Origin of the sequence: Nocardia sp. CDC159, assembly GCF_023740735.1 — a bacterium.
Classification (GTDB): domain Bacteria; phylum Actinomycetota; class Actinomycetes; order Mycobacteriales; family Mycobacteriaceae; genus Nocardia; species Nocardia pulmonis.
On the sequence record NZ_JAMRXH010000008.1, the window covers coordinates 130,809 to 149,336 of the forward strand.

Genomic DNA, 18,528 nt, shown 5'->3' on the forward strand with positions numbered 1-18,528 from the left:
GCGAAGATGTCCGGATATCGCAGAGCTCGCATCGGTTCGGCCACCTCTCCTCGCTCGCGGCGGGCGGTTGCCGCCCTGCTGGCCGCATCCGTGACCGGCCTGTCCGCCGCGATCGGCGCGCCGACGGCCGCGGCCAGCGGTCCGCCGCCCATCATTCCCGGCCTGCTGCCACCCCCGGCGAACGAGCCGACCGATCGGACCGAGAACGCGTGCAATATCGCCCAGCCCTACACCTCGCCCGGTAAGCCGCCCGCCCAGCAGTTTCTCGGCATCGAGAACGCCTGGCAGTTCACCCGCGGCGAGGGACAGACCGTCGCGGTCATCGATACCGGCGTCGGGCGCAGCCCCCGGCTTCCCAATCTGATCCCCGGCGGCGACTTCGTCAGCAATACCGACGGCACCGAGGACTGCGATCTGCACGGCACCGTTGTCGCGGGCCTGATCGCCGGACAGCCCTCGCCCAAGGACGGATTCGCGGGTATCGCGCCGGGTGCGCAGATTCTCTCGATCCGCCAGACCTCCGGGTTCTACCGCTACAAGAGCACGCAGGTGGATCCGAACGATCCGAAGAACGGCGGGGGTGTCGGCAAGACCAATACGCTCGCCACGGCCATTCGTGCCGCGGCCGACCGGGGCGCGAAGGTCATCAATATCAGCGAGGTCGCCTGCGGGCCCGCCGGTCTCAGCGATCTCGCGATGGGTTCGGCCGTGCAGTATGCCGTCGAGGTGCACGACGTCGTCATCGTCGCCGCGGCCGGGAACAAGGAAAAGGACTGCAAGAACGGCAATCCCGGCATCAATCCGCTCGATCCGGGCGCCGATCTGTGGAAGACCCTGACCACGGCGGTGACGCCCGCCTGGTACGACCAATACGTCCTGACCGTCGGCTCCGTCGATCTCAACGGTCAGCCCTCGGATTTCACCGTTCCGGGTCCCTGGGTCGGCGTGGCGGCTCCCGGTGAGCAGATCGTCTCCCTCGATCCCAACGGCGGCGGCCTGACGAACGCCACGGTGGGTAACGACGGGGTGCATCCGCTCAGCGGCACCAGTTTCGCCACGCCGTATGTCGCCGGGCTGGCGGCCCTCGTACGCGCGCGATTCCCGGAACTGTCCGCGCCCGAGGTCATCAAGCGTATCGAGGCCACCGCCCATCCCCCGGCCGAGGGCTGGAACCCCCAGGTCGGCTTCGGCATCATCGATCCCGTTGCGGCCCTGACCCATACCGTCGATCCGCGTACGGTCCTCGAGAAGAAGCCGGACACCCTCGAGGGTCGTGCGGTGCAGCTACCGATTCCGGCCGCGCCGCCCCCGCCCGACCACACCGCACGCGATGTCGCGCTCATCGGCACCGCCGTGATCGGCGTGCTGGCGGTTCTCGGCTACCTCGCCTCGTTCCCGATTCGCCGCAGATTCGGCGTTCGCGAGGACGAGTAGGCCTGGTACCGGCCCGAATTCAGCCCTCGTCCGCCATGGTGAAGGCGCCCTCCTCGAGTCGGCGGATCAGCCGGTGGGTCCAGTCCGCTCGACTCTGCGCGGTGTGCAGCCACAGGTCGATGACCTCGCCGATCGGTCCCCACGTGGTCAGATCGGTACCCGGCGGAAGATGGCGGGTGATGCTGTCGGCCCACTCGTCCATGGCCGCCGCGCGCTTGCCGAGCAGTTCGATCGCCTCCGCGCGCGGGAGGGCCTCGATGAAACCGACGGCCGCGGCGAGGACATCCATGCGCGGATCGCGGCTCGACAGTGCGGTGCGAAGTAACGAAAGATAGGTCTGCTCACCGTCCTTCGTGAGCTCGTACTCCATTCGCGGCGGGCCGCCTGCCGCACTCGGCGTGCTGTCGTGTACCCGCAGCAGGCCCGCACCGGTCAGGGCCTTGAGCGCGTGGTACACCGAACCGGAAGTGGCACTGGACCATTCGTGCGCACCCCACGACTCCAGGTCCGCGCGCACCTGATAGCCGTGCGCGCGCCCGCGTGTGCGCACCGCGCCGAGTACGAGCAGGCGAACCGCCGACACGGGCTCAGCCCGCCACGGGTCGCTGGGTGCTCACCCACCACAGCGTGCCGTAGGGATCGACGAATCCGCCCATCCGGACGCCATCCGGCTGTCCCATGATCTCCTGGGCGGGCCGCGCACCCGCATCGATCGCGCGCGCGAAGACCGCGTCCGCGTCCGGCACCGTCGCCCACAACTGGACGTGCACGGGTTCGGAAGGTGAGCTCAGACAGCGCTCCCCGGAGGCGCCGGAGTCCGCGAAGTACATCACGCTGTCCCCGATGCGCGCTTCGGCATGCATCATCCGCTCCGAATCCGTCGGCAGCGCAATGATGTTCGAGATCTCCGCGTGGAAGGTCCGCTCCAGGAACCTCCGATAGCTCTTGGCGTCGTCCACCATCACGTACGGCGTAATCGATGACATGAGAACCTCACTAACCAAATTTAGCTACTTACGACCAGCGTAAGGCAGCTAGCCGAATTTGGCTAGTGCGGTTGAGGCGACGGTCGCCGCGGTTACTCCTCCGGATCCGGTTCGATCACCCCGAGGATCGCGCTGCCCCGTCTTGCCTCGTCGTCGATTTCCTCTAGGCGGTAGCGGGTGCGGCGGACAGTGGTGGTGTGGTCGGCGGCTATCTGTTCCATCGTTCTGATCCAGTTCACAGCTGGCCGGCCTCCATGGTGGCGGGGGCGGTAGCGCCGTTCGCCGTTGGGGCGGAGGGGCTTTGGCCGTCGGCGGTGCGGGTTTGCGCCTCGGGCGGGGTGACGGCCGCGGCATCGCCGCTGTGGTTGTCGATTATTCTGTCGATCTTTTCGATGGCCTCGACGCCCTCCCGCACCAGGCCGGTAATACCGTCGGGGCCGATGACGTCTTCGAAGAATTCACCGAAGCCCTTGGCGGCATTGCCGAAATCGTTGGCGGCCTCGCCGACGGCCTCGATCGGATCGCCGAGGTGTTCCAGGATGTCGGGAACATCGGCGGTGATCTGGCTGACGGCGTTGATGACATTGACGATATCGCCGGGCCGCCACACGCCCGCCTGCCCCATATCGGAAATCGACGTGAGCGACGGGTTGGCCGGTGACGTCTCGGTCGGCACCGCCGGTACCTCGCCGCCCAAAATCGAACTGCCAGTATCGGCCCCTCCGGTATTCGAACCACTCGCGTTCGCCATTTCGGTATCCGACAGTCCTGCCGAACCGAGCAGTGCGTCAGCCGAATTCGGTACCTGCGCGGACGCTGGGGAAACCGATGCGGGCGCGGTGTCGGCCGGTTCGGATCCATCGGTGAACCGCTGCCCACCGAACAACGCATCGACCGCGTTCCGCGTCGTTACCGCGCCGATCTCCGTGGTGGCGGAGGGGCTGCCGTCGGGCGAGATGTAGGGCACGGCGTTCACGCTCTCCAATGCACCCGCCAGCTGGTCGTACAGCCCGCCGACCGCCGTGTGCGTGGCGTCGTTCAGGCCGACGAAGGCCGCGACGGTGTGGTCGATCGCGGGTAGGAACACCGTATTCAGCCACCGGCCGCAGTACGCTTTCGCGTCGCCGGAGGTGAACTCCGGAAGCACCTGCCGTACCAGCTCGGCCCGCGCGTCCTCGTCGGTGCCGGCGCCGAATCGGCCTCGGGCGTAGGCGATGACGCTGTCGACCTGGGTGGCGGACTTGCCCGCCACGGTCTTCGTCGCCAGATCCGTGCGCACCGCATCGGCCTTGGTCCGCACGATCTCCTCGAGTTTGTCGGCCGCGGTCGACACGATCCGCGCGATGGTCCGCAGCGCCTCCCTGTCATTGCCCACCTGAGCGCTCACGGCCCGCGCCCGCGCGCCGGCGAGATTCGCCGTTCCCGAATCGCTCCAGCGGACCGGCAGTTCCGAGAATCGCGCCTGCTGAACCCCGACGTGATAGTCGACGATTCCCGAGACGTCACCGCCGAGCAGCGTGGCGAAGGCGCGCAGCGGCTCCACATCCATACCCCGCTGCTCGTCGTAGTGGCCGGTCAGCGAGTTCACGTCGTGCCCAACCGGATTCGCGCCGGCCCACTCGCGATACCGCGGAAGATACTCGGTGAAGAACCGCAGCCCGTCGCCGCCGGAGTCCAGAATCTTGTCGATACCGGTCGCCGACGCCTCCCCGCCCCTCATACCCGCACCGCCGCGGCCGATTGCACCGCCGCACCGACGGACTGGTCGACACCGGTGATGCCCGCCGCCGCCGTCGACAGCGCGCCACCGGTGTCATCGACGCAATTCGCCCAGGCGAACAGCCGCAGCGCCACCCCTTCGAGTGCGGTGGCGACCCGACCGCCCTGCACCGAATAGGCCCGCCCCGCACAGGTGGCGTCGAACGATTGCGCCGCACCGAAGACCCGCCGCGCGCTGTCGTTCACCGCCTGCGCCGACCACTTCAGATCCCCGGCAATGCCCTGTAGACCAGCTACGTCCATCCGCATGGGTTCCCCCGCTCTCGCGACCGAGTCGAATTGCTGTTTTCGACATGAAATTCGCACAGCGGAGTATGGCCGTCAAGATAGAAAATATGTCCGTTGTGATATGAAGCACAACCGGGAACGCTTTTTACTCCTCGCGCGTCCAAGCATACGGAGAATTCGTAATCGGCTCGCACCCAAGCTATTTCGCCGACGGAAACGAATATTCAAGCTATTTCTGGATATCCGATCAGTTCTGCTGCGGCTTCACCAGCTGCTTGGCCGGATTGGCGTCCGGGGCCACGCCGTCGTGGGCCACCATGGCCTCCTCCCGGCCGAGTGCCGGGCCGGGGGCCAGCGTGCCGACCATCGGCCAGGGCGCGGGCTCGGGTTTCGCGCGTTCGGCGTCCATGCCGAGGGCCCGTTCGGCGTCGGCGTTCTTGATGCCGTAGCGGACACCGGTGTCGGAGACGTACGCCAGCGGGTCCTTGCGCTGGCTGTCCGGCTCGATACCCGTGGTCTGGACGAAGATTCCGGAGCCGGGGGTCTTGTAGAAGGCATCGACCTTCGGGCCGGAACCGTCGGCCTGGGCCAGCGGCACCGTCTTGGCGTCGTCCGGAATCGGCAGCGACCGACCGGTGAGCACGGACAGTTCGGCACGCTTACCGCCGTCGGCCTTGCCGGCGCCACCGGGCACCGGCCGCCACGACATGCAGCCGACCGGCTGATCCTTGGCGCCGATGATCGTCGGTGCGGTCTCGGGGAACTGCTCGACCTGTAGCGATGTCACATGCGGTGGCTGGGAGCTCTCGTAGGCGCCGATCTCCTGGTCCGAACTCGTCGTCGGATAGGAGTAGCGGATGACGTCCGCGGCCAACTCGGAGATCTGCTGGATGCCGTCGCGCAACAGCACGAAGTACTGATTGTTGGTCGAGACGTGCACGACGTCACCGATGCGGTGGTCGCCGATCGTATAGGTGGCGGGGCGACCGCCCGGATCGTTGATCTTCGGGGATTCGATCGGGAGCACTTCGGGGATGGCGTTGAGCAGGCCCTCGCTGATCGGCCGCGGGGTCACACCGCGAATTTTCAGCGAGTCCGCGATCGCGGGATCGTTCGGGTTGAGCCGAGCGCGCTTGTTGTCGTAGATCAGGTAGGCGGATTCCTTGCCCTGTACGAGCAGCGCATTACCGCGGCTCAGCACCGACGCCTTGCTGCCGAGCTCCGGATCACCGGCCATGACCGTCGTGGTCAGCGCATTGCTGCCGTCGTTGCGCAGCTCGTCGCAGATCGTCCACGCCCGGCCCTTGCCGCTGGTGTCGAAGTTCATCGACGCCGGGGCGCCCGGAATGCCGATCAGCGCGCCCAACGGCTTCTTCGACAGCTCGGATTCCTTGATGGACACCGGTTTCGCCGGATCCCCGACCGCCAGCCGGGCGGAGGCCAGATTCAGCGCGGGGTGCACGACGCCGTCGATCACCGCGTAGACCGCGCCGGACTCCTTGCCGACCAGAATCTTGTTGTCGCCGATCGAACCCTGCGGGCGCAGCAGTGCGAGCACGCCGCAACCGGCGAGCACCACCACGCCCAGCACCACACCCGCCACGTACGCGCGCGACTGCGAGCGCATCGGGTCGTGCAGCATCCGCACGTCCCGTCGCACCAGGGCATGCTCCATCCGCCGGACCAGGAAGCGGTAGCCGCTTATCTGCCAGCGAGTGGTGGGTTTTGAAGGCATGTGTCCTCCCCCGAACAGTGCTCGCGTTCGGAGAACACAGTACAGTTCAGCAGGACCGAAGTTCAGCTCGGCCACCGACAGCGGGCCGACACCGGGTATTTGGGGGACGACGATGGCCGGACCAGGCGGGAGAGACAGCCGCCGGTTGTTTGGACGGATCTCGCTGCCGAATCTGCTGGCGGCACAGCTGCTCGGTCTGGTCGTCGGCCTGGTGGTGCTGGCCGTGGGGGTGCAGTGGTGGTACGCGCTGGGCGCCGCCGTCGCGGCCGGACTGCTGCTGTTGATCCCCCTGGGCAAGCGGACCGTCGCCGACTGGATCGCCACCATCTGGCGCTACTCGACCGATGACGACTACGAAATCGGCACGACCGTGGACTTCCGCGGTCCGGACGGACGTTCGCTCGGCCTGTACTGGGAGGGCAGCCGGGTGGTGGCCGTGGTCGAGGTGCTGCCGCCCAGGGGCGGGCTGACCCGCATCGACCGCAGCACCGTCCATGCCTCCCATCTGCTGCCGCTGGCCGAACTGGCCGAATGCCTTACCCAGCACGACATCCTGCTCAGCGGGATCGACATCATCAGCCACGGCCACCGCAGCCGCTCCGGCACCCCGGCCGGACCGATCTACGAATCGCTGCTGGGCCCGCTGCCCGCGACGGCGCATCGCACGGTGTGGCTGGCGATCGGATTCGACACGCTGGCCTGTCCGGACGCCGCCGATCGGCGCGGCGGCGGCCGCGCGGGCGCGTCGCGCGCGGTCACCATCGCGACCCAGCGCATCGTGCGCGCGCTCGAGGATGCCGACTGCGCCTCGCGCATCCTGACCGCCCCCGAGATCAAGACCGCCGTGCTGCAGATCAGCGGCGGCGCGGACGCGCGCACCCTCACCCACAAATGGCGCTACGCCGAGCTGGGCAAGAGTGTGAACATCGGCGCGGCCGTCGATCCCCGGCGACTGGATTCCGAACTGCTGGCCCAGCTTTGGGTCGCGCCCTCGCGCGGTACGACGGTCGCGGTGCGGCTGCGGCCGGGCAGTTCGGCCGAGTCGGTGCGCATCGGCGCGGCCTGGCGCCTGACCGCCCGCGAACTGCCGGAGAAGTCCAAGCGCAAGCACATGGTGTCGATGAACGGCCGGCATCGCCAGGGACTGCTCGCGCACTTCCCGATCGCCTCCCCGTCGGTCGACGATGTGGTGCCGCTGGCCGAATATCCGATCGAGCGGCTCGACGCGCTGCAGCTGCCGTCGTCGGGCTGCGGTCAGCTGATCGGCTCGGACGAGCAGGGCAACGGTGTGGCGGTCCGGCTGGTCGGACAGGGCATCTCGACCGTTTATGTGGCCGGTGAGCTGTATCTGGCCCAGCAGCTGGTGTTCCGCGCGCTGGCCGTCGGCGAGCGCATCCTCATCCGCACCGACCGGCCGCAGGCGTGGGATCAGCTGGTCACCACGATCGGCAATCCGCAGCGCCTGGCCATCGCGGTCGAAAGCCACCAGAGCGATGCGGATTTCACCGCCGCCGTGGTCGACGGCGTGCATGCGCCCCCGCCGCATGCCGGTGTCACCACCATCCATGTGACCGGCGATCCGATGGGCTGGCCCCCGGAACGCCCCGACCTATCGATCCACCAGCCCGGCGCGATCGGCAACCACGTCGTACTGCGCACCGGCACGGCCCAGGTCGACCTCAACCTGGTCTCCATCCCGCGCGAGACGACCTACATCAGTCACCCGCGCGGACGGCGCGCCGTGGCGCATCAGTAGGACCGCCGCTCCCCAGTTCCCGCCGTGCGCCACTCCGAGTTCCCGGCGCGCTTTCAGCCGGGATACGGTTCCGCGACCCGTGCGGCCCGTAGATGCCTACTCCACCAGGCCAATTGGCGCAGCATGCGGCCCGCGGCATCGATGGCCGGGCCGTAATCGGTCGCCCCGTTCTCGTTGAACTTCCGCTTCGCCTCGGGGAAGCAGACTGTCTCCCGGATCGACACCATGTGGATCTCGGCGACCACCTGGCGCAGCTGCTCGACCGCGCGCAAACCCCCGGACAGCCCGCCGTAGCCGACGAATCCGATGGGCTTGGCCCGCCATTCGTGTTTGGCGGTGTCCAGCGCGGTCTTCAGCGCGGCGGGGTAGCCGTGGTTGTATTCGGAGGTGACGGCGACGAAAGCGTCGGCGGCGGCCAGCCGTTCGCGGTACGCCGCGGCCTCGGGGGTCGCGGACAGATCGGTCGGCAGCGGGGTGTGCAGCAGATCGATCACACCCACATCGAAGTTCGCGTCGGCGCGCGCGATACGCAGGAACCAGTCGGCGACCACCGGCGCGAACCGCTCGGGCCGCACGCTGGCGACGATGACCTCGAGCCGCAGCGGATTGTCCATGGCGCGAGCCTAATCGGATCGCGGCCGCCGGGCGGGAACCACCCAGGCGCCGGGCCACACACCGTATGGTGCACCATATTCCGACCGCGGGTGCCGGTTGGACAGGCGATTTCGAGAAGGGGGTGGACGCAATGATCGTCGGTGACTGGCTACTCATCGAGACGCTGAACGGTCTCGAGTCCGCCTCCGTGCTGGCCGTCGGCACCACACCGCGGCGGTGGAAATCCCTGACGCGAACCGTGCCGACCCAACTGCTCGTCCTGGTCGCGGAGGCATTCCAGCGCCGCGAGCCCATCGTGCGGGAACTGCCCCGCTCCCGACGGGCCTGGTCCCGTCAGCGCGCCCGGGCGATACCCGTGGTGGGACACGACGGGTGGGTGCACGGCCTGCACTTCTGGGTGGGCGGGGGCGATCCGCCCTCGCGGCCGGCGGTGGCGCCGTTCACGTTCGACGGCCGCACCCGCCGTTTCGAGATCCGCATCGACGGGCGAGAGCCGACCTTCGAATCGGAACGGACACAGTGGGCGGGCGCCGAGATATTCACCGATATCGAGCGATTCGACGGCGCGCTGGATCTCGCGGCCGCCATCGGTCGCGCCCAGCCCGGCACCCGCTGGCTCGGCGACCTCTGCGTCCGCACGCAGCTCGGACTGCGCACCGGACTGCTGGCCACCCGCAACCTCCGCACCGATCCGCGGCGCTGGCGCGGGCTGGTCCTCGACATCACCGATTCGGTTCCGCCGCAGGGCAAATCCTTCGAGGCCACCACGGTGGAGACGCTGGTCAGCGCGAATCCGGACCTGTTCCTGGCGGTGGTGGACACCGCGCAGGTGCGCCTGATCCGCTGGATCAGCGCACCCGTCCCCGGGCTGCGGTGGTCCGGCGACACCGACGAGCGCACCATGCCCCACCCCGAGGACCGGCCCCGCATCCTGGCCGCCCGCTCGGCCATCCTGGCCGGAACGCCGAAGTACGCCATCGCGGGCCTGCGCCTGGCCGCCGCCGACGGGGGCTGGCTGACGGTGGACGCCGAGGCCTCGCCGCTGCCCTACGGGCAGGCCGAGACCGGCCGCCCCCAATTCGCCCTGGTCCGAATCGAACTGCGGCCGCCGGGCTGACGGCCGCGCTCAACTCGCCGCGGAGCGATCCATCGCGTATTCGGCCAGCCCCTGGGCCGGGGCGAGACGGGCGGTGAAGCCGAGGGCCTCGCGGGCCCGCTCGGGATGGGCAACGATATGCCGCACATCGGTCAGCCGGTACTGACCGCTGACCACCGGCTCGGGCCCGCCTCGGGCCCGGGACATGATGGAGGCGGCCTGCCACAGCGTGATCGGATGTCCCGAGGCGATATTCAGCGGCACGAAGCCGGGCAGCGGCCGTTCCACCGCGGCCAGCGTCGCGGCGGCCGCATCCCGCACATGCACGAAATCGCGCACCTGGCCGCCGTCCTCGAAGACGAACGGCGCCCGGCCCGCCGCGAGTTCGGCGCGGAACCGGGCCGCGACGCCGGAATGCGCGGTCGGCGCGGCATGTTCGCCCGCCGGATCGCCGTACACATGGTGATAGCGCAGCACCGTCACCGCCGCGCCGGTGCCGATGCCCCACGCCAGCGCGTAATGCTCCTGCGCGACCTTACTTGCGGCATAGGCGCTTCGGGGCCGCGGCGGGGCGTCCTCGACGACCGGCTCCCAGGTCAGGATCTCCCCGGTGCGCGGGGCACGGTGATCGAACATGCCGCGATCCAGATCGGCGCGGCGCCGCACGCCGGGGAAGTAGGGCCCGCTGCGCGCGCCCCGATAGCGGCCCTCGCCGTACACCGATACCGACGAACCCAGCACCAGCCGCCGCACCCCGGCCCGCGCCATGGCGGCCAGCAGCACCGCGGTGCCGACATCGTTGTGGTCGGCGTAGACCGGTCCGTCCTGCAGATCCGGCCCGCTGGGACCGTTTGCCCGCGGTTCGCGGCCCGATTCGCGCCCACGCACCGGCCGAGTGGGCTCGGCGCTCTCGGACGAATCCGAATCGTCGGCCGGAACGTCGCCCGCTTCCTCGTCTTCCGCCGCGTCACCCACCGAAGTCATTGCGGCGGTGGCACTCTCCGGCATCGAGCCGCCGAAGGCGAGGGATCCGGGCGGCACCGCCGCGGCGAGGTGACAGACCACCTCCACCCCGCGCAGCAACGGCTCCAGCGCCCGTGGGTCGCGAATGTCGACCACCGAAACACCCTCCGGCGCAGCCGCGTCCGGTCCGTGCACCGGCCGCAGCAACGCATCGACCGCCACCACATCGTGCCCGGCGCCGCACAGAGCGCGGTGGACGTGCGAGCCGATGAACCCGGCCGCGCCGGTCAGCAAAACACGCATCGACTCAGGGTAGTTCGAACGGCAACGCCACTCCCACATGGACACGGCAGCGCTCGCAGGCGCTGGTCGACTCGACGGCCGCCACCGACCGGCGCACCAGCTTCTTGAACGGCACCAGGTTCCGCTCGAACTCGGCGAACACCGCGGCCGCGCTGACGCCCTCGCCCGATTCCAGTCCGGCGTCCAGATCGGTCACCAGAGCGATTGCGGCATAGCACATTTCGAGTTCACGAGCCAGGACGGCCTCCGGGAAGCCGGTCATGTTCACCAGCTCCCAGCCCTGTCCGGCGAACCAGCGGCTCTCCGCGCGGGTGGAGAAGCGCGGTCCCTGCACCACCACCATGGTCGCGGTGGACTTCAGCGGCAGCTCCTCGACCGCCGAGGCGATCGCGGCCGCGCGCAGATCGTCGCAGTAGGGGTCGGCGAAGGAGACGTGGATACCCCCGTTGTCGAAGTAGGTCTGTGCCCGGCCCGAGGTCCGGTCCACCAACTGATCCGGCACGGCGACGGTGCCCGGACCCCAGTCGGCACGCAGGCTGCCGACCGCACAGGGCGCCAGGATCCGGCGCACGCCGATCGAGCGCAGCGCCCACATATTGGCCTGATACGGCACGGTGTGCGGGGAGAATTCGTGCTTACGGCCATGGCGGGGCAGGAAGGCCACCTGCCGGCCTTCCACCTCGCCGACGGTGATCGGCGCACTCGGCGCGCCGTAGGGCGTGTCGATCTCGAGGGTGGTCGCGTCGTCGCCGAAGAAGTCGTAGAAGCCGCTGCCGCCGATGATGGCCAGCGCGGGCCGGGGAACCGAACTCATGCCCCGATTCTCACCTACGCTGTATCGGCGCGGCGCGGCGGCTCATGCGAACGCCCGCATATCCGCCTTCCTGACAATCCGTCCAGCGTGTTGTACCCTAGGGGGGTATCTGACCAGACGACGGCGGGAGGCACCGTGACCGAGGACCACACCATCACGGCAGACCAACCCTGCCACGACCCCGCCACCCACGGCTACATCACCGCCAAGGACGACTACCTCAAGCGCCTGCGCCGGATCGAGGGCCAGGCCCGCGGCCTGCAGCGCATGGTCGAGGAGGAGAAGTACTGCATCGACATCCTTACCCAGGTCTCGGCCATGACCAAGGCGCTGCAGGCGGTGGCCATGGGTCTGCTCGAGGATCACATCAGCCACTGCGTGGTCGATGCCGCGGTCAAGGGCGGGCCGGAGGCGGAGGCCAAGATCAAAGAGGCCACCGACGCCATCGCCCGCCTCGTCCGCTCCTGAGACTCAGACCCGTTCGGCCAGGGCCGGGGCGAGTTCGCGCAGGGTGGGCAGGAAGTCGTCCGCGGCCGCCTGCACCGCGACCTGGTCCGCACCCGCGGCCAGATGCGCCACCAGGGAGTCGGCGACCTGATCGGCCGTGCCGTGCAGGGCGAGGGCGTCGATGAGGCGATCGCTGCCCGGGAATTCGATGTCCTCGTCGGCGAAGCCGAGACGCTTCAGATTCGCGGTGTAGTTCTGCAACTTCAGGTAGTGCTCGACCTTCGGCCGCGCGGTCGCGCGGGCCCGCACCGGATCGGTGTCGACCACGACCTTGTGCTCGGCGACGAGCAGCGCGTCGGGGCCGAGGATCTCGCGGGCCTGCCGGGTGTGCTCGGCGGTGGTCAGATACGGCAGCGCGCCCGCGGTACGGTCGCGGGCCAGCTTCAGCACCCGCGGACCGAGCGCGGCCAGCGCCCGTCGCTCCTTCGGCACTCCGGCATCGTCGAGCACGTCCAGATATTCGACCAGCGCGTCGTAGGGTTTGCGGTAGACGTCGGTGACCTCGGGATGGCCCGCCCCGATGCCCAGGACGAACCGGCCCGGGAAGCGCTTGTCGATCCGATGGAACGATTCGGCGACCTCCCTGGCCGGGGCCGACCAGATGTTGACGATGCTCGTGCCGACGATCAGCGACTCGGTGGCCTCCAGCAGCGGCTCCACCACCGTCAGACCCGCCTCCGGCGAGCCGCCCAGCCACAGCGTCCCGTAGCCGAGGTTTTCCACCTCGCGCGCGCCCTCCGCGCTGAACAGCACGGGCTGCACGGGATGCGCCCATACACCGAATTTACCGAGTCCCTTGATCGTCATAGTCCATCCGAACTCCGCTGCGGCCGTGCCTATTCCATTCCGATCGAACGCGCGTCACATCTGGCACTCTCCCGCCGAGAGTGCTAAATTAGTGGGCGACAGCTTCCGGCGCTCGCCGCCGAGGCGGGCGTCGCCACAGAAATATGGAGGTGATTCCTGTGCTGAGGTTCGATCCGTTCCACGACATCGACACCGTTGCCCGCCAGCTCCTCGGAGAGACTGTCGGCTCAGCACGCGCGCCGCGTTTCATGCCCATGGATCTGTTCAAGGCGGGTGATCACTACGTCTTGAACGCCGACCTTCCGGGCGTCGACCCCGGCTCGGTCGAAGTCAGCGTAGACAACGGCACCCTCACCCTGAAGGCGCAGCGCAGCCTGCCCAGCGATCAGAACGTGCAGTGGGTCGCGTCCGAGCGCTTCGCGGGCAGCTACATGCGCCAGCTGTCGCTCGGTGAGGGCATCGACACCGACCACATCTCCGCCACCTACAACGACGGCGTGCTGTCGGTCACGCTCCCCATCGCGGAGAAGGCCAAGCCGCGCCGCATCGAGATCGGCGGAATGGGCAAGGGTCCCAAGACCATCGAGGCAAGCTCCGGCTCCCAGTCGAGCTGAAGAGCACGGCTCCCCCGCTGGCTGCCGCTACCGCGCGGCTGACGCCGGCGGGGTTCCCATCCGGAACCGAAGGAGGTGGTGGCCCATAGCGACAACCTCGAATACCGAAGTAACGACCGTCGAATAGTCAATGGGCGGCCGCGACCGAGGCCCAGCAGCCAGTCGGCGTGACTTGTCACCGCCGCGAACACCTCAGCCGGTGAAAGGCATCGGGCCGCGCGGCCGCCCTCGTCCGTCCCCGACCGATCAGACCGGGTGCACGTGCGCCGGAAGGGGTTTCGCGGGCATGGGCAGCGCGCGTAGGCGGGCGCGCAGCACCACATCGGTCACCTCGTAGGGAATGTCGTCCTCGGGCTGGGACGGCTCCAGGCCCTGCTCGATGACCTCGCGATCGTGCGATTCCCGCACATCCAGCGCGGCCTCGACCTGCCAGCGGAATTCGTCGGCCGGAATCGGGGCCTCGGGAACGGGCTCCTCCTCGTTGGTCATCCGCCGCGCCTCGGCCAGCGCCTCCGCGCTGACGAACGGGGCGAGATCGTTGGCCGAACCGCAGTCCTCGTCGTCGACGAACAGCAGGAATCCGTCGGTGCGACCGGCGCGATGAAAGCTGCCGTAAAGCACCGCGCCCACGCCGTCGCCCTCGGACCAGCGGAAGTACTCCCCCGCGGTGGTCGGCTCACCCAGCTCGGCCACCCATGCCGGAGCCGAAACACCCTGGGCGGCAAGGCGTTCGGCCGCCTCGGTCGCCAGCGTCCGGGTCGGCTCCGGGCTCAGCGCCGCGACGCAGCGCAGGAAGGCCAGCGCGCCCGCCCCGCCGAACTCCTCGGCCTCGACGATGAACAGCCGGGCGAACATCTCGGCGGCCTCCGGCCCGGTGCCGTAGCCGACCGCCAGCATCGATGCGGCCAGATACTCTCCGTCCACCGGGTCGTCCACGCGCTCGAAGTCATCGAGGGTGGCCACCACATTGTCGAGCATCTCCCGGACCGCGGGATGCTCCGCACCGATTTGCTCCTCGGGCGACGCGGGCGCCTCCGCCCGCTCGGGCGCATACCCGTTTCGCCTGTTGTCCTTCTTACGACCGCGACTCACCGGACTCATGGAAGCCGAGTCTGCCATCCGCGGGGCCCACGCCACCTCAGCAACTCGCGCCTCATCCGCCGCAGCATCCCTCGCCCGCCGGTACCGTCCGCATTTCTCGGGTCTGCGCATTGCGGGCGGCCAGCTCCTCGTCGGGCGGATAGTCCACGCCGACCAGGCTCAGGCCGTGCGCCGGGGCGACCGTCACGGCGCTGGATCGCTGCCGCTCGTCGAGCAGGCCCGCCACCCACTCGGGGGTGCGGCGGCCCTCGCCCACGGCCAGGACGGCGCCGACCAGACTGCGGACCATGGACCAGCAGAAGGCGTCGGCGCTGACATGGGCGATGAGCAGGTCCCCGACCCGTTCCCAGTCGTAGCGCTGCAGCTCGCGCACCGTGGTCGCGCCCTCCCGGCGGCGACAGAAGGCCGCGAAATCGTGCAGCCCCAGTAGTTTTCGCGACGCCGCGCGCATCGCGTCCAGATCCACCCCGGGGCGGCACGGGACCACGCTGCGGGCCTGCAGCGGCTCGGCCCCGTACGGCGCGGTGGTGAGCCGATAGGCGTAGTGCCGCCGAATCGCCGAGAACCGGGCGTCGAATTCGGGCGGGACGATGCGAACGTTCTTGACTCGCACGTCCTTCGGCAGAAAGCGGGCCAGCCGGTGCAGCAGCTTGGGCCCGTCGAATGCGGAGGTCGTATCGAAGTGCGCCACCTGCCCCTCGGCGTGCACACCCGCGTCGGTGCGACCGGCCACGGTGAGCTGGATCGGTTCGCGCAGCACCTTGCTCAGCGATTCCTCGAGTACGCCCTGCACGGTCCGCAGACCGGGCTGACGGGCCCAACCGATGAAATCGGTGCCGTCGTAACCGATATCCAGTCGTACCCGAACCGCAACGGTTTGCTGGGCCGGATCCTCGGCGATCACAGCGACCTCCTGGTTAACATGAGCGAGCCCGCCGACCCGGAGGGGACGGCGGGCTCGCGCGTCATGTGAGGAAGCGAATTACTCGCTCTTGTCCTCGGCGGCCTTCTCCTCGGCGGCCGGGGCCTCGGCCTCGGCGGCCTCGGCCTTGGTCTCCTCGGCCTCGGTCTCCTCGGCCTCGGTCTCCTTGGCCGGGGCCTCGTCGACCTTCTTCTGCGACGCGGCCACCCGGCGGGCGCGATCGGCCTCGTTGGTCACGGTCTTCTCCCGGACCAGCTCGATGATCGCCATCGGCGCGTTGTCACCCTTGCGGGGGACGGTCTTGATGATCCGGGTGTAGCCACCCTCGCGGCCCTCGAACGACGGTCCGATGTTCGCGAAGAGTTCGTGCACCACGTCCTTGTTGCGGATCACCTTGAGCACCTCGCGACGGTCGGCAAGGGTGCCGGCCTTCGCCTTGGTGACGAGCTTCTCGGCGTACGGGCGCAGCGCCTTGGCCTTGGCCTCGGTGGTCGTGATCCGACCGTGCTCGAAGAGCGCCGTCGCCAGATTGGCGAAGATCGCCTTCTGGTGCGACGCCGACCCGCCGAAGCGGGCACCCTTCTTGGGCTTGGGCATTGTTGGAATCTCCTTAGGGAAGGCTCTTCGTGTCGGACACAGCGCTGCGTCCGCTGAAATGGCCTAAAGCTGTTCGGTCTCGGCGTAGTCCTGCTCGCCGCTGTCGGTGTCGCTGAACGAGCCGCTGTCGCTCCAGGTCCCGCTGGCGGCGTCGTAGCCGACGACGCTGGAGGGATCGAAGGAGGCCGGGCTGTCCTTGAGCGAGAGGCCCAGCGAGTGCAGCTTGACCTTGACCTCGTCGATGGACTTCTGCCCGAAGTTGCGAATGTCCAGCAGATCCGATTCGGTGCGGGCGACCAGCTCGCCGACGGTGTGCACACCCTCGCGCTTGAGGCAGTTGTACGACCGCACGGTGAGGTCCAGGTCCTCGATCGGCAGCGCGAACGAGGCGATGTGGTCCGCCTCGGCCGGGCTGGGCCCGATCTCGATGCCCTCGGCCTCCACGTTCAGCTCGCGCGCCAGGCCGAACAGCTCGACCAGGGTCTTACCGGCCGACGCCAGCGCATCCCGCGGGGAGATCGAGTTCTTGGTCTCGACATCCAGGATGAGCCGGTCGAAGTCGGTGCGCTGCTCGACACGGGTCGCCTCGACCTTGTAGGTCACCTTCAGCACCGGAGAGTAGATCGAATCCACCGGGATCCGGCCGATCTCCGCGCCCGAGGCCTTGTTCTGCACGGCCGGGACGTAGCCGCGACCGCGCTCGACCACGAGCTCGATCTCCAGCTTGCCCTTGTCGTTCAGGGTGGCGATGTGCATATCCGGGTTGTGGACGGTCACACCGGCCGGGGGCACGATGTCACCGGCGATGACGGCACCCGGGCCACTCTTGCGGACGTACATGGTGACCGGCTCGTCCTCTTCGGACGACACGACCAGGCCCTTGAGGTTCAGGATGATGTCGGTGACATCCTCCTTCACGCCCGGGACGGTGGTGAACTCGTGCAGCACGCCGTCGATGCGGATGCTGGTGACGGCCGCGCCCGGAATGGACGACAGCAGCGTGCGGCGCAGCGAGTTGCCGAGGGTGTAACCGAAGCCGGGCTCCAGCGGTTCGATGGTGAACCGCGACCGGTTCTCGGTCACGACCTCTTCGGTCAGCGTCGGTCGCTGTGAAATCAGCATTGAGGATCTCCTCCTTCAGGGGCGCCCGCTATTTGACGCCCACGACTGGGGTCGTATGCGAGGCGGGAGCACCCCGCCGCGCATACCAGCAGCTCGCTCGCGATTACTTCGAGTAGTACTCGACGATGAGCTGTTCGTTGATCGGCACGTCGATCTGCGCACGCTCCGGCAGCTGGTGGACCAGGATCCGCAGCCGGTTCGGCACGACCTGCAGCCAGCCCGGGATCGGGCGGTCGCCGAGGGTCTCGCGCGCCACCTGGAACGGCAGCGTCGACAGGCTCTTCTCCTTGACATCGATGATGTCGTACTGGGAGACCCGGTAGCTCGGGACGTCCACCTTCACGCCGTTGACCAGGAAGTGGCCGTGCGAGACCAGCTGACGGGCCTGACGACGGGTCCGAGCCAGACCGGCGCGGTACACGACGTTGTCCAGCCGCGTCTCGAGCAGACGCAGCAGGTTGTCGCCGGTCTTGCCCTTCTGCCGGTGGGCTTCCTTGTAGTACGTGGCGAACTGGCGCTCGAGGATGCCGTAGGAGAAGCGAGCCTTCTGCTTCTCCTGCAGCTGCATCAGGTACTCGGACTCCTTGATCCGCGCGCGGCCGTGCTGGCCCGGCGGGTAAGGACGACGCTCGAACGCCTGGTCGCCTCCGACGAGGTCGACACGCAGACGACGCGACTTGCGGGTGATGGGGCCGGTGTAACGAGCCATATTTCTCTAAACCTTCCTTCCCGCTTAGACGCGACGCCGCTTGGGCGGACGGCAACCGTTGTGCGGCTGCGGGGTGACGTCGGAGATCGTGCCCACCTCGAGGCCGGCGGCCTGCAGCGAGCGGATCGCGGTCTCGCGGCCCGAACCCGGGCCCTTGACGAACACGTCGACCTTCTTGACGCCGTGCTCCTGCGCCTTGCGGGCGGCGTTCTCGGCGGCGAGCTGCGCGGCGAACGGGGTCGACTTGCGCGAACCCTTGAAGCCGACGTGGCCCGAGGACGCCCAGGAGATGACGTTGCCCTGCGGGTCGGTGATCGACACGATCGTGTTGTTGAACGTGGACTTGATGTGCGCGTTGCCGTGCGGAACGTTCTTCTTGTCCCGCCGCCGCGACTTCTGGGTCTTCTTGGGGCCGGAGGCCCGACTCTTCGGAGGCATCG

General features: G+C 68.6%; 21 protein-coding genes. 5 read left to right on the forward strand and 16 right to left on the reverse strand.

Annotation, left to right across the window (positions count from 1 at the left end; genetic code table 11):
- The first annotated feature begins 6 nt into the window (after positions 1-6).
- On the forward strand, positions 7-1,434 hold the full coding sequence (gene mycP / locus NDR87_RS19455; RefSeq protein ID WP_251914440.1) for a type VII secretion-associated serine protease mycosin: 1,428 nt from the start codon (positions 7-9) through the stop codon (positions 1,432-1,434).
- 19 nt (positions 1,435-1,453) lie between these two features.
- Here mycP and NDR87_RS19460 read toward each other — a convergent pair whose 3' ends face one another.
- The 6 genes from NDR87_RS19460 to eccB all read right to left on the reverse strand — a co-directional run bounded on the left by NDR87_RS19460 (position 1,454) and on the right by eccB (position 6,162).
- Entirely contained in the window at positions 1,454-2,017 is a 564-nt protein-coding gene (locus tag NDR87_RS19460; protein ID WP_251914439.1) for a PadR family transcriptional regulator, read from the reverse strand.
- Between the two features lie 4 nt (positions 2,018-2,021).
- Positions 2,022-2,420, reverse strand: coding sequence for a hypothetical protein (locus tag NDR87_RS19465; protein ID WP_251914438.1), 399 nt, complete (start codon positions 2,418-2,420; stop codon positions 2,022-2,024).
- A 92-nt stretch (positions 2,421-2,512) separates the two neighbouring features.
- Positions 2,513-2,641: a hypothetical protein gene (locus tag NDR87_RS37390; RefSeq protein WP_286013768.1), complete on the reverse strand. Its 129-nt coding sequence runs from the start codon at positions 2,639-2,641 to the stop codon at positions 2,513-2,515.
- A 14-nt stretch (positions 2,642-2,655) separates the two neighbouring features.
- The gene (locus NDR87_RS19470; RefSeq protein WP_251914437.1) at positions 2,656-4,140 is read right to left on the reverse strand and encodes a hypothetical protein; all 1,485 of its coding nucleotides are present in this window, start codon (positions 4,138-4,140) and stop codon (positions 2,656-2,658) included.
- The gene (locus NDR87_RS19475; RefSeq protein WP_251914436.1) at positions 4,137-4,442 is read right to left on the reverse strand and encodes a hypothetical protein; all 306 of its coding nucleotides are present in this window, start codon (positions 4,440-4,442) and stop codon (positions 4,137-4,139) included. The genes NDR87_RS19470 and NDR87_RS19475 overlap by 4 nt, the downstream gene beginning before the upstream one ends.
- A gap of 232 nt (positions 4,443-4,674) precedes the next feature.
- Positions 4,675-6,162, reverse strand: a complete 1,488-nt coding sequence (gene eccB, locus NDR87_RS19480) for a type VII secretion protein EccB (protein ID WP_251914435.1) — start codon at positions 6,160-6,162, stop codon at positions 4,675-4,677.
- Between the two features lie 112 nt (positions 6,163-6,274).
- On the opposite strand from eccB, the gene eccE reads away from it, so the two are divergent.
- Complete coding sequence (gene eccE, locus NDR87_RS19485) at positions 6,275-7,918, forward strand: type VII secretion protein EccE (RefSeq protein ID WP_251914434.1); 1,644 nt, start codon at positions 6,275-6,277, stop codon at positions 7,916-7,918.
- Between the two features lie 53 nt (positions 7,919-7,971).
- On the opposite strand, the gene NDR87_RS19490 is transcribed toward eccE, so the two are convergent.
- Entirely contained in the window at positions 7,972-8,532 is a 561-nt protein-coding gene (locus NDR87_RS19490) for an NADPH-dependent FMN reductase (protein ID WP_251914433.1), read from the reverse strand.
- Between the two features lie 131 nt (positions 8,533-8,663).
- Between NDR87_RS19490 and NDR87_RS19495 the strand changes: the two genes are divergently transcribed.
- The gene (locus NDR87_RS19495) at positions 8,664-9,650 is read left to right on the forward strand and encodes a GAF domain-containing protein (RefSeq protein WP_251914432.1); all 987 of its coding nucleotides are present in this window, start codon (positions 8,664-8,666) and stop codon (positions 9,648-9,650) included.
- Positions 9,651-9,659: 9 nt separating this feature from the next.
- Here the strand turns inward: NDR87_RS19495 and NDR87_RS19500 are convergent, their stop codons facing one another.
- Both NDR87_RS19500 and NDR87_RS19505 read right to left on the reverse strand, forming a co-directional pair.
- Positions 9,660-10,895: an NAD(P)-dependent oxidoreductase gene (locus NDR87_RS19500; RefSeq protein ID WP_251914431.1), complete on the reverse strand. Its 1,236-nt coding sequence runs from the start codon at positions 10,893-10,895 to the stop codon at positions 9,660-9,662.
- A 4-nt stretch (positions 10,896-10,899) separates the two neighbouring features.
- On the reverse strand, positions 10,900-11,709 hold the full coding sequence (locus NDR87_RS19505; RefSeq protein ID WP_251914430.1) for an S-methyl-5'-thioadenosine phosphorylase: 810 nt from the start codon (positions 11,707-11,709) through the stop codon (positions 10,900-10,902).
- Positions 11,710-11,844: 135 nt separating this feature from the next.
- Here NDR87_RS19505 and NDR87_RS19510 point away from each other — a divergent pair, with 135 nt between their 5' ends.
- Entirely contained in the window at positions 11,845-12,177 is a 333-nt protein-coding gene (locus tag NDR87_RS19510) for a metal-sensitive transcriptional regulator (protein ID WP_308212117.1), read from the forward strand.
- A 3-nt stretch (positions 12,178-12,180) separates the two neighbouring features.
- Here NDR87_RS19510 and NDR87_RS19515 read toward each other — a convergent pair whose 3' ends face one another.
- Positions 12,181-13,023 (reverse strand): LLM class F420-dependent oxidoreductase, encoded by an 843-nt coding sequence (locus NDR87_RS19515; protein WP_251914429.1) that lies wholly within the window; start codon positions 13,021-13,023, stop codon positions 12,181-12,183.
- Between the two features lie 158 nt (positions 13,024-13,181).
- Here NDR87_RS19515 and NDR87_RS19520 point away from each other — a divergent pair, with 158 nt between their 5' ends.
- On the forward strand, positions 13,182-13,637 hold the full coding sequence (locus tag NDR87_RS19520; RefSeq protein WP_251914428.1) for an Hsp20/alpha crystallin family protein: 456 nt from the start codon (positions 13,182-13,184) through the stop codon (positions 13,635-13,637).
- Positions 13,638-13,883: 246 nt separating this feature from the next.
- Here the strand turns inward: NDR87_RS19520 and NDR87_RS19525 are convergent, their stop codons facing one another.
- The 6 genes from NDR87_RS19525 to rpsK form a co-directional block, all read right to left on the reverse strand.
- On the reverse strand, positions 13,884-14,738 hold the full coding sequence (locus tag NDR87_RS19525) for a hypothetical protein (protein WP_251914427.1): 855 nt from the start codon (positions 14,736-14,738) through the stop codon (positions 13,884-13,886).
- Between the two features lie 52 nt (positions 14,739-14,790).
- Entirely contained in the window at positions 14,791-15,642 is an 852-nt protein-coding gene (gene truA / locus NDR87_RS19530; RefSeq protein WP_251914426.1) for a tRNA pseudouridine(38-40) synthase TruA, read from the reverse strand.
- 78 nt (positions 15,643-15,720) lie between these two features.
- Entirely contained in the window at positions 15,721-16,257 is a 537-nt protein-coding gene (gene rplQ / locus NDR87_RS19535; protein ID WP_251914425.1) for a 50S ribosomal protein L17, read from the reverse strand.
- 63 nt (positions 16,258-16,320) lie between these two features.
- Positions 16,321-17,379 carry a DNA-directed RNA polymerase subunit alpha gene (locus tag NDR87_RS19540; RefSeq protein WP_062509558.1) on the reverse strand — a complete coding sequence of 353 codons (1,059 nt, stop codon included), beginning with the start codon at positions 17,377-17,379 and terminating at the stop codon, positions 16,321-16,323.
- 103 nt (positions 17,380-17,482) lie between these two features.
- Positions 17,483-18,088 (reverse strand): 30S ribosomal protein S4, encoded by a 606-nt coding sequence (rpsD, locus tag NDR87_RS19545; protein ID WP_251914424.1) that lies wholly within the window; start codon positions 18,086-18,088, stop codon positions 17,483-17,485.
- 24 nt (positions 18,089-18,112) lie between these two features.
- The gene (gene rpsK, locus NDR87_RS19550; protein WP_019929497.1) at positions 18,113-18,526 is read right to left on the reverse strand and encodes a 30S ribosomal protein S11; all 414 of its coding nucleotides are present in this window, start codon (positions 18,524-18,526) and stop codon (positions 18,113-18,115) included.
- Positions 18,527-18,528: the final 2 nt, after the last annotated feature.

What these genes read in the sequence shown, in the direction of transcription:
- mycP (WP_251914440.1), top strand. Translation starts at nt 7, where the DNA reads ATGTCCGGATATCGCAGAGCTCGCATCGGTTCGGCCACCTCTCCTCGC.
- NDR87_RS19465 (WP_251914438.1), bottom strand. Translation starts at nt 2,420, where the DNA reads ATGTCATCGATTACGCCGTACGTGATGGTGGACGACGCCAAGAGCTAT.
- NDR87_RS37390 (WP_286013768.1), bottom strand. Translation starts at nt 2,641, where the DNA reads ATGGAACAGATAGCCGCCGACCACACCACCACTGTCCGCCGCACCCGC.
- NDR87_RS19470 (WP_251914437.1), bottom strand. Translation starts at nt 4,140, where the DNA reads ATGAGGGGCGGGGAGGCGTCGGCGACCGGTATCGACAAGATTCTGGAC.
- NDR87_RS19475 (WP_251914436.1), bottom strand. Translation starts at nt 4,442, where the DNA reads ATGGACGTAGCTGGTCTACAGGGCATTGCCGGGGATCTGAAGTGGTCG.
- eccB (WP_251914435.1), bottom strand. Translation starts at nt 6,162, where the DNA reads ATGCCTTCAAAACCCACCACTCGCTGGCAGATAAGCGGCTACCGCTTC.
- eccE (WP_251914434.1), top strand. Translation starts at nt 6,275, where the DNA reads ATGGCCGGACCAGGCGGGAGAGACAGCCGCCGGTTGTTTGGACGGATC.
- NDR87_RS19490 (WP_251914433.1), bottom strand. Translation starts at nt 8,532, where the DNA reads ATGGACAATCCGCTGCGGCTCGAGGTCATCGTCGCCAGCGTGCGGCCC.
- NDR87_RS19495 (WP_251914432.1), top strand. Translation starts at nt 8,664, where the DNA reads ATGATCGTCGGTGACTGGCTACTCATCGAGACGCTGAACGGTCTCGAG.
- NDR87_RS19500 (WP_251914431.1), bottom strand. Translation starts at nt 10,895, where the DNA reads ATGCGTGTTTTGCTGACCGGCGCGGCCGGGTTCATCGGCTCGCACGTC.
- NDR87_RS19505 (WP_251914430.1), bottom strand. Translation starts at nt 11,709, where the DNA reads ATGAGTTCGGTTCCCCGGCCCGCGCTGGCCATCATCGGCGGCAGCGGC.
- NDR87_RS19515 (WP_251914429.1), bottom strand. Translation starts at nt 13,023, where the DNA reads ATGACGATCAAGGGACTCGGTAAATTCGGTGTATGGGCGCATCCCGTG.
- NDR87_RS19525 (WP_251914427.1), bottom strand. Translation starts at nt 14,738, where the DNA reads ATGAGTCCGGTGAGTCGCGGTCGTAAGAAGGACAACAGGCGAAACGGG.
- rplQ (WP_251914425.1), bottom strand. Translation starts at nt 16,257, where the DNA reads ATGCCCAAGCCCAAGAAGGGTGCCCGCTTCGGCGGGTCGGCGTCGCAC.
- NDR87_RS19540 (WP_062509558.1), bottom strand. Translation starts at nt 17,379, where the DNA reads ATGCTGATTTCACAGCGACCGACGCTGACCGAAGAGGTCGTGACCGAG.
- rpsD (WP_251914424.1), bottom strand. Translation starts at nt 18,088, where the DNA reads ATGGCTCGTTACACCGGCCCCATCACCCGCAAGTCGCGTCGTCTGCGT.
- rpsK (WP_019929497.1), bottom strand. Translation starts at nt 18,526, where the DNA reads ATGCCTCCGAAGAGTCGGGCCTCCGGCCCCAAGAAGACCCAGAAGTCG.